Annotated in this window: 13 protein-coding genes and 2 pseudogenes; 5 read left to right on the forward strand and 10 right to left on the reverse strand. The window is 54.0% G+C overall.

Annotation, left to right across the window (positions count from 1 at the left end; translation table 11 throughout):
- Positions 1-19 precede the first annotated feature (19 nt).
- From trpB to M493_RS09995, 4 genes and pseudogenes are all read right to left on the reverse strand, one after another.
- Entirely contained in the window at positions 20-1186 is a 1167-nt protein-coding gene (gene trpB, locus M493_RS09980; RefSeq protein WP_020960211.1) for a tryptophan synthase subunit beta, read from the reverse strand.
- A 242-nt stretch (positions 1187-1428) separates the two neighbouring features.
- Positions 1429-1743: pseudogene (locus M493_RS09985) on the reverse strand (D-glutamate cyclase family protein); the annotation flags it as partial.
- A gap of 70 nt (positions 1744-1813) precedes the next feature.
- A complete protein-coding gene (locus tag M493_RS09990; RefSeq protein WP_023817658.1) occupies positions 1814-4255 on the reverse strand; it encodes a DEAD/DEAH box helicase family protein in 2442 nt (813 codons plus the stop codon).
- The gene (locus tag M493_RS09995; protein ID WP_020960214.1) at positions 4248-4574 is read right to left on the reverse strand and encodes a nucleoside triphosphate pyrophosphohydrolase; all 327 of its coding nucleotides are present in this window, start codon (positions 4572-4574) and stop codon (positions 4248-4250) included. Before M493_RS09995 ends, M493_RS09990 begins: the two co-directional genes overlap by 8 nt.
- Positions 4575-4790: 216 nt before the next feature.
- Between M493_RS09995 and M493_RS10000 the strand changes: the two genes are divergently transcribed.
- The 3 genes from M493_RS10000 to M493_RS10010 all read left to right on the forward strand — a co-directional run bounded on the left by M493_RS10000 (position 4791) and on the right by M493_RS10010 (position 6284).
- Positions 4791-5249 carry a CBO0543 family protein gene (locus tag M493_RS10000; protein WP_020960215.1) on the forward strand — a complete coding sequence of 153 codons (459 nt, stop codon included), beginning with the start codon at positions 4791-4793 and terminating at the stop codon, positions 5247-5249.
- A 69-nt stretch (positions 5250-5318) separates the two neighbouring features.
- Complete coding sequence (locus M493_RS10005; protein ID WP_020960216.1) at positions 5319-5651, forward strand: hypothetical protein; 333 nt, start codon at positions 5319-5321, stop codon at positions 5649-5651.
- A 165-nt stretch (positions 5652-5816) separates the two neighbouring features.
- Positions 5817-6284 carry a CBO0543 family protein gene (locus M493_RS10010; protein ID WP_020960217.1) on the forward strand — a complete coding sequence of 156 codons (468 nt, stop codon included), beginning with the start codon at positions 5817-5819 and terminating at the stop codon, positions 6282-6284.
- A gap of 59 nt (positions 6285-6343) precedes the next feature.
- On the opposite strand, the gene M493_RS10015 is transcribed toward M493_RS10010, so the two are convergent.
- The 5 genes from M493_RS10015 to M493_RS10035 form a co-directional block, all read right to left on the reverse strand.
- The gene (locus M493_RS10015; RefSeq protein ID WP_020960218.1) at positions 6344-7315 is read right to left on the reverse strand and encodes a sugar phosphate isomerase/epimerase family protein; all 972 of its coding nucleotides are present in this window, start codon (positions 7313-7315) and stop codon (positions 6344-6346) included.
- 96 nt (positions 7316-7411) lie between these two features.
- Positions 7412-8566 (reverse strand): Gfo/Idh/MocA family protein, encoded by a 1155-nt coding sequence (locus tag M493_RS10020; protein ID WP_020960219.1) that lies wholly within the window; start codon positions 8564-8566, stop codon positions 7412-7414.
- Positions 8563-9312, reverse strand: coding sequence for a ThuA domain-containing protein (locus tag M493_RS10025; RefSeq protein ID WP_020960220.1), 750 nt, complete (start codon positions 9310-9312; stop codon positions 8563-8565). Before M493_RS10025 ends, M493_RS10020 begins: the two co-directional genes overlap by 4 nt.
- A 206-nt stretch (positions 9313-9518) precedes the next feature.
- The gene (locus M493_RS10030) at positions 9519-10598 is read right to left on the reverse strand and encodes a Gfo/Idh/MocA family protein (protein WP_020960221.1); all 1080 of its coding nucleotides are present in this window, start codon (positions 10596-10598) and stop codon (positions 9519-9521) included.
- Between the two features lie 117 nt (positions 10599-10715).
- The gene (locus tag M493_RS10035; protein WP_041267937.1) at positions 10716-11714 is read right to left on the reverse strand and encodes a LacI family DNA-binding transcriptional regulator; all 999 of its coding nucleotides are present in this window, start codon (positions 11712-11714) and stop codon (positions 10716-10718) included.
- Positions 11715-11930: 216 nt separating this feature from the next.
- Here M493_RS10035 and M493_RS19050 point away from each other — a divergent pair.
- Together M493_RS19050 and M493_RS10040 are read left to right on the forward strand one after the other, a co-directional pair.
- Positions 11931-12032: pseudogene (locus tag M493_RS19050) on the forward strand (DUF4351 domain-containing protein); the annotation flags it as partial.
- 21 nt (positions 12033-12053) lie between these two features.
- On the forward strand, positions 12054-12491 hold the full coding sequence (locus tag M493_RS10040; protein ID WP_020960223.1) for a GNAT family N-acetyltransferase: 438 nt from the start codon (positions 12054-12056) through the stop codon (positions 12489-12491).
- Positions 12492-12567: 76 nt separating this feature from the next.
- On the opposite strand, the gene M493_RS10045 is transcribed toward M493_RS10040, so the two are convergent.
- A complete protein-coding gene (locus M493_RS10045; RefSeq protein ID WP_020960224.1) occupies positions 12568-13863 on the reverse strand; it encodes an MFS transporter in 1296 nt (431 codons plus the stop codon).
- Positions 13864-13904: the final 41 nt, after the last annotated feature.

Consider the following 13904-nt stretch of genomic DNA (forward strand, 5'->3'; position numbering starts at 1 on the left):
TTCTGCTAAACAATTAGCCTTATTTCGAGTTTAACATGCCAAACACTTGCTCGACATCTTTATCTCCGCGCCCCGACAAATTCACAAGAATGATCTGGTCTTTGCCCAATGTCGGCGCAAGTTTTATCGCGTACGCCACCGCATGGGCGCTCTCCAGAGCGGGGATGATTCCTTCCGTTTTGGACAACAGTTGGAACGCCTCAAGCACTTCCTCATTCGTAACCGTATAATACTCAGCCCGCCCGGACACTTTCAAATGGCTGTGCTCCGGACCGATGCCCGGATAATCGAGCCCAGCGGCGATCGAGTATGTCGGTTGCGGATTGCCGTTTTCATCAAGCAACACGAGACATTTGAATCCGTGAAGAACCGCCGGAACTCCCTTCGTCAACGTCGCCGCTTTCTCCGGCTCAACGCCGATGAGCCGCACACTCGGTTCATCCAAGTAGTGGGCGAACGCCCCGATGGCATTGCTTCCCCCGCCGACGCAGGCCACCACCGCATCCGGAAGCCGTCCTTCTTTTTCGACCATTTGCCGCTTGCTTTCTTCGCTGATGACCGACTGAAAATGTTTCACCATTGACGGATACGGATGCGGGCCAACCGCCGAACCAAGCAGGTAGAACGTCGTTTTGTAGTTTTGCACAAGGTCGTTCAACGCCTCATCGACCGCATCTTTCAACCGCCCTTGCCCTTTCGAGACCGGCACGACTTTCGCCCCTAACAGCTCCATGCGGAACACGTTGAGCGCCTGGCGCTTCGTATCTTCTGCACCCATATAGATGGTGCAGTCCATGCCAAACATCGCACAAGCCGTAGCGGTCGCCACACCGTGCTGGCCTGCGCCGGTTTCCGCGATGACCCGTTTCGCCCCCATCCGCTTCGCCAGCAAAATTTGTCCGATGACGTTGTTGATTTTATGCGAACCGGTATGGTTCAAATCTTCGCGCTTCAAATAAATCTTCGCCCCGCCGAGCCGCTCCGTCAGCCGTGCCGCAAACGTGAGCGGGCTTTCGCGGCCGACATACTCCCGCAAGTAGGTTCGAAACTCCTCATTGAATTCCGGATCATCCTTATATTTCAGAAACTGCTCCTCCAAATAATCAAGCACTTCCTGCAATTCATCCGGAACGAAGCTGCCGCCGAATTCGCCGAAATAGCCTTTCGTTTCCTGGACTACACTCATGGCTCATCTCTCCTCTGCTTTCTGAAAGTCGTAACAGTAACAGAATAGACTGTTTTGACAGGCAAGTCAATCAATAATTTTTACTTTTTGAAACATTAAAAAAAGGAGCGGCCCACCGCACAACCATACGCCAAGCATTCAACGCTAGTGCGGTGAACAGGTGCTGTTGCAAAGCCACCGTGCAGCCGCACCCTCACAGCTTCCTACTTCGGATATTCACCAACCAGAGCAGGCAGTTCGGCTTATAAAACCCCAAGCTGCTCATCGCGCAGATCGGTAATAAACATATGTCCTGGGGCATGCGTAATCATCATATCCGGCTTTACTTCCATAGCCACCGCTTGAGGGGTGACCCCACAGGCCCAAAATACCGGGGTCTCCCCCTCACGGATGGTGACCGGATCCCCAAAATCAGGCTTATAAATATCATGAATCCCTATAAGTTTCGGGTCACCAATATGAATAGGGGCACCATGAACGGACGGGAAGCGGCTCGTGACTTGAACCGCCCTGACAACATCCTTATGGGGAATCGGGCGCATGCTTACAACCACTTGCTCGAATTTGATGCCCGACAGTATTTTCTCGCAATCACCGTAAACTACCATAAAAAAGAGAGGAGTTTTCTCATCCCCCCTTCCTTTCAAAATACACATGCAACCGATACTCGCAAATCTCTTTTGTCCAGTTGTGCAATATTTCTTCATGCTCGTTCTCAATGGCAAATTGGAGCGCAAAAACGTTGTTTGCAAAGGAAATCAGCCCATTCGAACTGCCGCTCCATTTCGTCATCGGCATGCGGGTGATCAACCGGCTCACCTTTTCCTGGTCATATTCCCAGAGGCGCTTCGTTTCTCCGTCGGAAAAATCGATGCGCTTTCGGTATTCTTTTTCCGTTAAGTACCGATGGAAAAACGGGGCAGCCTCCTGCGGTGTAATTGGTTGGTGCCATCCGGACGGTCCACGTTCAAGCATGGCTTTTAGGACAACCATTTTATAGCTTTTTGACATCACCGTACGTTCCACTTCAACAAGCCACGATTCGTATTTTCGGAACACGTCCTTTTCTAGATCGGACAACTCATCTGCCCAATATAAAAACCCAACGTAAGATCCGAACTCTGATTTATACTCCGCCGCCTCGCTCCGACCATGAAGATGCAGTTCCAAATAAGTCGGCCGTCTGCCAAGCTCCTGTTTCAACTGCCGATAATCGGCAAGCAGCCGCTCTTTGCGCGGCTGGCGTTTTTTCTGCATCTCCTCGAGAAGATGGATGGCTTGAACATCGAAATGCAGTTCGCACGTTTCCGGAACTGTTGGCACAACGGATTCTCGCGCCTTTTTCTTCGTTTCGCCCCGCTGTGTATCGAACAGGCGCAATTTGACATCCGCATTCCGATAGTTTCCGATTAAATCAATAATCACGCAATAGTCCTTGCCTTCGTACAGCCGCAGCCCGCGCCCGACTTGTTGGGTGAAGACGGTTAACGATTCTGTCGGCCGCACAAACAAAAGTGTATCGACAGAAGGAATATCAACCCCTTCATTGAACAAATCGACGGTGAAAATGGCGTCCAGTTCACGGCGTTCCAACATGGCAATGGCCTGCTTGCGCGAAATAGACGTCTGTTTTGAGTGAAGGCTGACGGTTCGATAGCCATGGCGTTGGAAATACTTGGACAGAAAATCGGCTTGCCGAACGGATGAACAAAAGACAAGTGTTCTCGTTTTCTTATACTGCTCCCACGCTCGCAAAATTTTCTCCGCCACCTCCTCGCGAAGCTGCGCTTGGAGTAGTTGTTCCTCATCATAGCGGTTGCCGAGCCATTTGATTTGCGAATAGTCTATGTCATCGTAGATTCCGTAATAACGGAAGGGAGCCAACCAACCGCGCCGCACCGCTTCGATAAAATCAATGCGGTACGCGACATTGCCGTCGCAAAGAGCGTATACGTCTTTATTATCATTCCGGTCCGGGGTAGCCGTAATGCCGAGTAAAAATCTCGGGCGGAAATAGCGGAGAACCCGCTCATACGAAGAGGCCGCCGCATGGTGGAATTCGTCCACAACGATCAAGTCAAACGAATCCGGTTGGAACGCATGCAAATGTTTTTTCATGCTTAATGTAAAGATCGAAGCAAACACCATATCGGCATTTCCTTCTTTTTGATTGCCATCGTACAGCCCTCCCGTCCGGTCAGGCATCACGCGCTCAAACGACCGCTTGGCTTGGCGGAGAATTTCTTCGCGGTGGGCGATAAACAGCACCCGTGAAAAACGGCGGGCAAAAAAGGCGGCCAAGTATGTTTTTCCGAGCCCGGTCGCCATGACAACCATCGCTTTGTCGTACCCTTCTTCATAGGTGGCTTCCAGACGTCGAAGTGCCTCCACCTGGGCAAAGCGGGGCTGAATTGTTCCGTACGGCGCCGCTGTCTCGCGGACAAAATCGGGAGGCTCGTCGCTCACCTCTATTTCTTTCTGCTCCGCCGGGAGCATCAGCTCGATTTCCTCTGCTTCAACCCATGTACGCGCCAAGTTCGGGTGGCGCTGATGGTAATCTTGGCATTGTTTTTCATAATCAGCGATCGTTTCGACATTGACCGGCACGGTTTCCGGGGCGTAAAACAGCTTTAAAAACTGCTCCATCGCTTCTGCAAATACCCCTTCATCAACGCTCTTATCCAGCCCAAGGTTCCATTCGACCCCGTCAGTGAGCGCCGAGCGGGACAAGTTGGAGGAACCAACAATAAAATAGCCGCCTTCTGCATCTTCGAACAAATACGCCTTCGGATGGAACGAAACTCCCTCACTCCGATACAAACGCACCTCAATATCCGGGTGAATCGAAATCAGTTCGCGCAGCGCTTCCGGTTGAGTGACAAACAAGTAGTCACCGACGCAAACTTTTATATCTGCCCCCCGCTCCGCAGCCGCCTTTAGGTCGCCGTTTAGGAGGCGCACCCCGGACTTCATCGCAAACGATGTCAATATGTATATGGTTGACGAGCGGCTTATCTGTTCCTGCAGCTTATCGAGGAGATACCTAGAAATTAACTCCACCTTACTCATCATGGACCTCAATCAAGAAAATTTTCTCCTGGAAGCCGCCGCGTTTCTCTGCCTTTTCCGCCCGGATTTGTTCAACTTGTTCGATCGAAGCGCCGTGGCATTGGGCCAAAGCATGAATAATTTCCAACACATCCGCCAACTCTTCAAGAGCAGCCTCGTCCGTTTCTGCTTGGACGTATTCTTCAAGTTCTTCAAACGCTTTTTTCTGCAGTTCTTTCCGATATTCTTCATCGCCAAGTATGCGAGTTGTGGATGTTTTCCCTGCTTGTTCGATAATGGCTGGGATGCGGTCGCGGACGAGTTTGTTATATATTGGCATATCCATTCCCCCATTTATAAAGCTATACTACTATTTTACTAAATTCCACATCCTTTTCATAGAAACAATTCCCCCTTCTCTCTCCTTATTTAAAGCTGGCACCAATGATCGCAAAATAATAAATTAAACACTTCACATACTCCCCCCTCCCGCGCGTCATAATAAAAATCGACATGATTTTTGAAAAATCGACATCGTTCGAGTGTGGAGGATCATATGGAGCGTTTCGTTCTTTGGCTGCTTGTCGCGGTCGGGGTGGGGCTTTTGCTGTTGAGTTTCCGCTTTTTGCCGGCGCGGGATGTATGGGTGTCGTTTTTGCTGAATGCGTATGCGGCGAGTTTTTTCGGTTCGATCGTGGCGGGGGCCGGGCTGCTGGAGTATCCGGTTCGTTTTTTTGCCGCTTATACGGATAACAGCGTCATTTTTGAATATCTTCTTTATCCGGTTGTCAGTGTGTACGTTTATGCCACCTCGCGCCGGGCGCGCTGGCCGGGCGCGGCGGCGCAATGCGCGGGGTATGCGGCGGCGCTGACGGCCCTTGAGGTTGTCTTTGAGCGGTATACCGATTTGATCGAATATCGTGCCTGGAAGTGGGAATACTCGCTCGTTACGATGTTTCTATTGACGCTGGCCGTTCGGTTGCTCGCCAGGCGAATGGTGGGGGGAACTGAATGAACAGGCATGTCTATTTTTGCCCGTTTGGCGCTATACATATAGTATCGTTGTCCAAAGGGGGGAAAATGGATGGTGCTGTTTGATGTGGAGCATCGGCTGTATTACGAAGCGGTCAATTCGGCGCGGCCGAAAATGGCGCCGATCCGCCAAGACCGGGCGTGGGGGTATGTGTGGAAGACCGTAAACGGTGAGCGGGTGAAGTTTTGGATCGATTTCCGGCGCGGGCGGTACATGTATTTTGAGTACGGGCGCAAGTGGTACCGGGTCGCGTATTTGCAGGCGAACGGAAAAAAGTCGGGCGATGACGTGTTCGATGGCGCGATGATTGATTTGACGGTGGACGGGCACCGGCTGCTGTTCATGAAAGGGCGCGTCGGCCGTCAAACGGCGCGGGCGGTATGAAGCAGGCGGTTGGCCCCTCTGCGGGCGTTGGGGGTCTCTTTCGCGATTGGTGCAGCGGGTGGGCGGCGTTCTAGTTTGGGGCAAACACAACTGGACGGAATAAGATCGTTGTTCGGCTGTGCATACTAGCAAAGTAGGCAAATTCTTCACAGGAGACGATAAGCCATGGACCGGATCCATTTGTGGGCGCTCTTTGTGGTTGGGATGATCTTGTTGTTTTTCGCCTTGCGGACCCCGCCAGTCAAGGAAAAGGTGATAGTGTTCCTGTTGAAAGCGTATTTTTCTACGTTTTTTGGGGTGATAGTCGTAGAAACGCATTGGCTTGAGTATCCCGTCCGGTTTTTAGGGAGCTATTTCGAAACGAGTGTTTTGTTTGAATACTTCCTGTATCCGATCATCTGTGTATATTTCTATCAAACTTCCCGCCGCTCGCGCCTCCCGGGCATTATCGGCCAATGTGCGCTGTATACCGCCGCTTTGACTGCTGTCGAGGTGCTTTATGAAAAGTATACAAATTTGATTGAGTATCACCGGTGGACATGGATGCATTCATTTGTCACCATTTTTGCCTTATCGTTTTCCGTCCGGATGTTGATGAAGCTCATTGACAAATGGGGACAGACGGTTGGCTGACTGGCGCAGACGTTTGAAACGGCGGGCGGCAAGGGATCGTTTTCCCTTGCCGCCATTTTTTACGCCCACCACATCTCCGGCAGTTCTTCTTTGAACAACACCTTTTTCAAGAGGGCGACGGCTTTTGACAGCCCTTCATCAATCGAGGCGAGCATATCTTCATGTTCGATCGAAAGCACATAGTCGTAGCCGACGGCGCGCAGGGCGCTGACGATGTCGCGCCACATTTTTTCGCTTTGCCCGTAGCCGACGGTGCGGAACACCCATGAGCGGTCAAGGATTTGGCTGTAATGTTTCGTGTCGAGCACGCCGTTTTTGCGGATGTTCGCTTCGTCTAGGTACGTGTCTTTCGCATGGACGTGGAAAATCGCCTTTTCGCGGCCGAGCAGTTTGATCGCTTCGACCGGGTCAATGCCTTGCCAAAGCAGGTGGCTCGGGTCGAAGTTGGCGCCGATCGCGTCGCCGACGTGGCCGCGCAGTTTGAGAAGCGTCTCCGGGTTGTAGACGACAAAACCTGGATGCATTTCAAAAGCGATTTGCGTGATGCCGTGCTCCTTGGCGAACGCCGCCTCCTCGCGCCAGTACGGGATGACGACTTCGTCCCACTGCCATTTTAAAATTTCCAAGTAATCCGGCGGCCACGAGCACGTGACCCAGTTCGGGTATTTGGCGCCGGGATGGTCGCCCGGGCAGCCGGAAAAGGCGTTGATGACCGGGACTTCGAGCTGCTCGGCGAGCCTGACCGTTTTCCGCCAAGTGTCATGCGACTGTTTTGCGAACGTTTTGTCCGGATGGAGCGGGTTGCCGTGGCAGCTTAACGCGCTGATGACGAGGCCGCGGTCGGCGACGGCTTTTTTCAACGCTTTGATTTTTTCCGGCTGGTCCAACAACACGTCCGGGTCGCAATGGGCGCTGCCCGGGTAATTGCCGGTGCCAAGCTCCACCGCCTCGATGCCCATGGCGGCGACTTTGTCCAGCATTTCCTCAAACGGCAGCTGTTGATACAAAACGGTAAATACGCCTACTTTCATTTTGCCTTTCTCCCCCTTTTGGCGGCCGCTCTGCCGCGCTGTTTTCGTTTCGCGCTGCCCGCATTAGTCTTACCGACGGGTTCCAACTGGCGCCGGTTATTCCGCCACCCGCACCCACTGTTTCGTGCGATGGCTTTCCAAAATGGCGTCAACGATCTTCATCGTATGGTGGCCGTCGGCGATCGTCGCAAACGCCAGCTCCCCGAGCGCTTCGCCGCGTTGTTTCCGGATGATGGCGCCGTAAAAATCCAAAAACAAGTTTTTCAGCCCGTCCGGCCAGCCTTCTTCATGGCCGCCCGGGTAATGGGCAAGGGAGGCGGCGCGCGGTGAAAGAAGCGCCGGGTCGCGGACGATTTCCTCATTCGGGCCGTTGCGGCGCCCAACCCAGAGGCGGTTCGGGTGCTCCTGGTCCCAGGCGAGCGTCATCTCATCGGCCGCGATTTCAAAGTACAGGCGGTTTTTGCGGCCGGCGCTCACTTGCGAAATCGTAAACGCGCCGTGAGTGCCGTCGTCAAAATGGACGAGCACGCTGCCGCCGTCTTCCGTATCAATCTGAACCGGCTCGGCGTCTTGAGCATGCCCGGATGTAAACGTGCTCCCTTCATGCGCCGGCTTGTAGCGGACCGGATGAACGGTGCGCAAGTCGGCGAACACTTCGACGATGTTCTTGCCGAGCACATGCTGGACGGTGTCGCACCAGTGCGAACCGATGTCGGCGATGGCGCGCGACGGGCCGTTTTGCGCCGGGTCGAGCCGCCAATTGTAGTCGGTGTCATACAAAAGCCAGTCTTGCACATAGCCGCCGTACACGAAATGGACGCGCTTCGCATCGCGGGCGAGCCGCTCTTTCGCCTCGGCGACAAGCGGATAATGGCGGTAGTTAAAGCAAACCGCGCTGAGGCCCGGGCTTTGTTCGGCCAATGTTTTCAACTCCGCCGACTGTTCGCTGTTCATAGCGAGCGGCTTTTCCGACAACAAATGTTTCCCCGCTTCGAGCACCGCCTTGTTGATTGGGAAATGAAGGACGTTGCGCGTGCAGTTGTGGATGACCGCAACGTCCGGGTCGTCAATCAAAGCGCGGTAGTCGCCGTACGCTTTCGGGATCCCGAATTGGCGCGCTTTCTCTTCCGCTTTTTCCTGGCTGCTTGAAGCGATGGCGACGATGTTCACAAACGGCAGGCGGCGGAGCGCTTCAATATGGGAAGAAGCGGAAAAGCCGGTGCCGATGATGCCGACGTTGATCGGGTTCACGGCGTCACTCCCCCTTGTTTCGCTTTGATCGGCTCGAGCGGCTTGACGTTGCCGAAAACGATTTCCCCGCGGTTGACCGGCGCCGCCCAGCGGACAGCGTTGGCGATCACTTTCAGCACGTCCGGATGATGGTACGTCGGGTATGTTTCATGGCCGGGGCGGAAGTAAAAAATTTTCCCTTTCCCACGCGTGAACGTGCAGCCGCTGCGGAACACTTCCCCACCTTCAAACCAGCTGATGAAAATCGTTTCATCCGGCTCGGGGATGTCGAAAAACTCGCCATACATTTCCTCCCGTTCAAGCTCGATGTACGGCCCGATGCCTTCGACGATCGGATGGCCCGGGGCGACGACCCAAAGCCGCTCTTTTTCATCCGCTTCGCGCCATTTCAAATTGCACGTCGTCCCCATCAGCTTTTTGAAAATTTTCGAGAAATGGCCGGAATGAAGGACGATAAGCCCCATCCCTTCGAGCACGCGGCGATGGATGCGCTCCACCACTTCGTCTTTCACTTCATCATGGGCGATATGCCCCCACCAGACGAGGACGTCGCAGCGGTCGAGCACCTCATCGGTCAAGCCGTGCTCCGGTTCGTCCAAGACGGCGGTCGCCGTCTCAAATCCGGCGGCAGCCAAATAGTTGGCGATGACGGTATGCATCCCTTCCGGATAAATGGCTCTTACGTTTTCATTTTTCTTTTCATGGCGGAATTCGTTCCACACAACGACGCGAATTGGTGTAGTCATAGCTAATCCCCCTCGGTTCTGTTTTGTCCCCGTCGCCCTTGACGTTGCTTCCATAGGTGTTGGTCAAGGGCGAATCCGGCTTTGAGAATGTCCCACGATGCCCAATGGAATGGCGCGTGTACCATGTTCGTAGGACGTTTGCCGCTTCCTTCTTCCGGCCTGCCCCCGGATCGGCAGCCAGGCCGGGTGATGCTCTCGCTGTTTTCTTACCATTCGATGCGGACTTGCCGCCCTTGTTCGGACGACTCGTAAATCGCTTCCAGCACTTTGGCGATCGTCAGCCCTTGTTCCGCCGTGCAAAGCGGCGGCGTGTTCTGGGCGATGCTCGTCAAGAAATGGTCAAGAAGCGCCACCCGTTCGCTTTGGTCGTCAAAATGGAGCGTGACATCAGCCGGAACGCCGTGTTCATTGCGGAACCATTTCACTTCCTGGCGCTTGCCGGCGATGTTCCACTCCCAGCGCACGCCGCCTTCGGTGCCGAGAAATTCGACATACGCCCGCTCTTCTTCAATGTGCGACGCCCAGCTTGTTTCAAGCAGCACTGTGGCGTCATTGTCGAGCTGGATGAACGCCGAGGCGAAATCTTCGACCGTATAGGAGGCGTTCGGCGCAAACGACGTTCCCGGCCATGCCCCTTGGCGGCGCGGGCCGAACTTGGCGTACGTTTTCCCGGTCACGGCCACCGGATTCGGATTGCCGAGCAGCCAAAGCGTCACATCGAGCATATGGACGCCCAAATCAATAAGCGGACCGCCTCCGGAGCGCTCGCGGTCAAAAAACCACGCCCCCCACGCCGGAATGCCGCGGCGGCGCACCCAGCCCGTTTTCGCGTAATAAATGTCGCCGAACGCGCCTTCTGCGATGCGTTGATAAAGCCATTGCGCCGCTTGGCGGAACCGGTTGTTCAACGACACCATAAACTGTTTTCCCGATTCGTCGCGGGCGCGGATGATGGCGTCGGCCTCTTCCGCCTTCGTCACCATCGGCTTTTCGCAAAGCACATGTTTCCCGGCCCGCAAGCTGTCGACCGCCGCTTGGGCGTGCAAAAAGTTCGGCACCGTAATGATGACGGCATCGACATCCGGAGAGGCGAGCAGTTCCTTGTAGTCGCGGTACACGTCACGGATGCCGTACGTTTTCGCTTTCTCTGCAGCGGCTTTTTCATTGACGTCGCAAATAGCCTGCAAAACAGCGCGTTCAGGCAGGGCGAGCGCCGCTTTGATATGTTCTTTGGAAATTCCCCCAGCCCCGATCAAGCCGAGGCGGATCGGACGGTTGTTTTCCATCATTCTTCCCCCTTGCGTCGATTTACGTTTCTGTCGTTGCTTGATGTAATCGATTACATCAGACAACAAAAAAGACTCCTCTGCCCCCGCCGCCGGGAAGAAGCGCCTCCATAGCCCCTAGCGCTTCCCCCCACACGACTCGCGGATCACCAGCCGGTCAGGCAATACAAACTGGCGACGTTCGACGTCATTTCCTTCAATCAATTGAAGCAACAGCTCCATCGCTCTCTGGCCGATCTCAAACATTGGCTGGGCGATCGTCGTGAGGCTCGGTTCAAAAATCGAGGCCATTTGGATGTCGTCAAACCCGACGACCGCTATGTCATCGGGAACGCGCCTCCCGCGGTGGCGAATGGCTTTAACCGCCCCGATCGCCATCTCATCATTGGCGGCGAAAATGGCCGTCGGCGGTTCCTCAAGGGCGAGCAGTTTCAACGTCAAGTTGTATCCAGACTCGTAGGAAAAATCGCCTTCCTGCACGAGCGCGGCGTCAACGTCAATGTTGTGCTGCGCCAACGCCTGATAATAACCGCGCAGCCGGTCGCGGCTGAGAATTACGTCTATCGGCCCGGACAAGTGGGCGATGCGGCGATGGCCAAGGCGGATCAAATGCTCTGTCGCCTTGCGGGCGCTGCTGATGTTGTCAATGGACACGGTCGGGATATCCGTCCCTTCGAGATACTCGCACGCCAAGACGATCGGAAACTGGCGCGCCATCTCTTCCATCAGCTCTTTGCGGATGCGGGCGGTCAAAAAAATCATCCCGTCGACTTGCCGCTGCGGCAATACGTTCAAATATTGCTCCTCAAGCTGCGCATCGTTTTGCGTATCGCCAAGCAGCACTTGATAACCGTGCTCACGGGCAACCGCTTCAATGCCGCGCAGCACTTTCGAGAAAAATGGGTTCGTAATATCGGGCACAACGACGAGCACCGTCTCAGTTTCCATCCGCCGCAAATACCGGCCGAGCACGTTCGGCTGATAGTTGAGCGCTTCAATTGCCTCAAGCACGCGCCGTTTCGTCTCCTCGGTGACATTGCCGGCGTTGCGCAATACGCGCGACACAGTCGCTGTCGATACGTTGGCCCGTTTCGCTACATCTTTTATGCTTGCCATCGGTGCAATCCTCTCGGTTATGTAATCGATTACATTACCATCGTACAGGAAAGACAGGGCGATTGTCAAGCGTTGTTTTTCTTTTCCTTCGCGCGTTCCTGAATGCGATGGGCCGTTGAATGACTTGAAGGATCCCGCAGCAATTCTTGCGAAAGGCGTTGTCACCGTATCTTTCCCCCATTTCCATAAACACTCGATCGGATGGAGTTGCTGTGTCGGCATGACAATCCGATGGCGGCTTCCCTTCTTGGCAAAATGAGGTATACTGAAAGAGAGGAGGTCGAGTGGAAAAAAGAGTTTTTACGCATGTTGGTGCGATAGTTGGGAGAGGAGAACTCCATGGAAATTAGAAAACCAAACGATTCGGAATACAAAAAGATTTTATCACTCACACCACAAGCATTATTCGAAGGCACATTAGGCGAGGCAAAACCGTCAGATGAAAAGGTCAAACAACTGATTGAACCATTATTGCAGAAAGGGGGCTATTATTTGATCGCAACAGAGGACCATCAGCTCATGGGTTGGATTTTAATCGGGGCAAGCCAAGACCCGCTTACTGAGAAAATATATGGATTCATCTACGAGTTGTTTGTTTTGGAAGAATTCAGGGGAAAGGGAATTGCAAAGAAGTTAATCGAAACCGCCATCGAACATCTTAAACAGGATGGATATTCAGAGGTTCGTTTGCGTGTATATGCAGGGAATCAAGCCATGAAACTGTATGAAACATTCGGATTCAAGCAGAAAACCATGATCATGAGCATGAACGTGTAAGGGGCATCCTTAGCAGGCGACAGGAAGAAGCGCCTTTGCCCGAACGCAAAGGCGCCCATCATGGAGTTCAGTCCGATTAATCAATCGCCTGGCGCGCACGGTCTTGAAGCATTTTGACTCCGACGAGCGAAATCAATCCCATGACCACGATGTAGAACGAAATCGCGGTCGCGCTGCCATATGTGTGCAGCAGCCACGTGCTGATGAGCGGGGCCGGGCCGCCGGCGATGATGGCCGCCAGCTGGTAGCCGAGCGAAGCGCCGCTGTAGCGCAGACGCGTCGGGAAGTTTTCCGCGATCATGGCCGCCTGCGGGCCATACAGCATGCCGTGGAACACCATGGCGACGATCGTCGCCAGAAGAATCAGGGCGACGCTTTTCGTATTCACCAGCCAATAATACGGGAACGCCCAAAGCATCAGCAAAATCGTGCCCGTCATGTAAACGCGGCGGCGCCCCCACCGGTCGGATAAATGGCCGGAATACACAATGGAAAGTGCATTGATCACCGCGGCGATAATCGTCGCATTGACGAAAATGCTTTTTTCCATTTTCAAAAACGTCGTCCCATAGCTGACGATAAACGTGACAAAAATATAGAACGACCCGTTTTCAATCACCCGCGCCAGCGCCGACCAAATGATTTCCCGCGGGTGTTTGGCCAGCACTTCGCCAACCGGCATTTTGCTTGTTTCTTGTTTGGCGATCGCTTCTTGGAACAGCGGCGACTCCAACACTTTCAGCCGGATGTACAACCCGATGACAATGAGCAGAAAGCTGACGAGAAACGGAATGCGCCAGCCCCATGCGTAAAAACTATCGCTGCCCGCCGCCAACATGAGCGTCGTGACAAGGGAAGACGACAGCAGCCCAAACGGCACACCCATTTGCGGCAGCGAGGCCATAAACCCGCGCCGCTTGCCTTCTTCCCATTCCATCGCAATCAATATGGCGCCGCCCCATTCGCCGCCGACCCCGATGCCTTGAATGAGGCGAAGAGCGGTTACCAACACCGGCGCCCATAATCCGATTTGTTCATACGTCGGCATCAAGCCGATCAACGCCGTCGCCAGCCCCATCAACAGCAAGGTGGCCACCAATGTTGCCTTCCGTCCAATGCGGTCGCCGAAATGGCCGAAAATGGCCGCCCCGACCGGCCGCGCGACAAACCCTAAGGCAAACGTCGTAAACGACTGCATAAGGGCCACGTATGGATCGCTTTGCGGGAAAAACAGTTGCGGAAAAATGAGCGCAGCCATCGTCCCATAAAGGAAGAAGTCATACCATTCAATCGTCGTGCCGACCACGCTCGAAATCGCCGCCCGCCTTTTTTGCCGTTTCAATTCGGCGGCATCGATCATCGTTGTTGCCACTGCCAACACTCCTTTCGCCATAATCAACCGATCGAAAAATG

This window comes from Geobacillus genomosp. 3, assembly GCF_000445995.2.
Taxonomy (GTDB): domain Bacteria; phylum Bacillota; class Bacilli; order Bacillales; family Anoxybacillaceae; genus Geobacillus.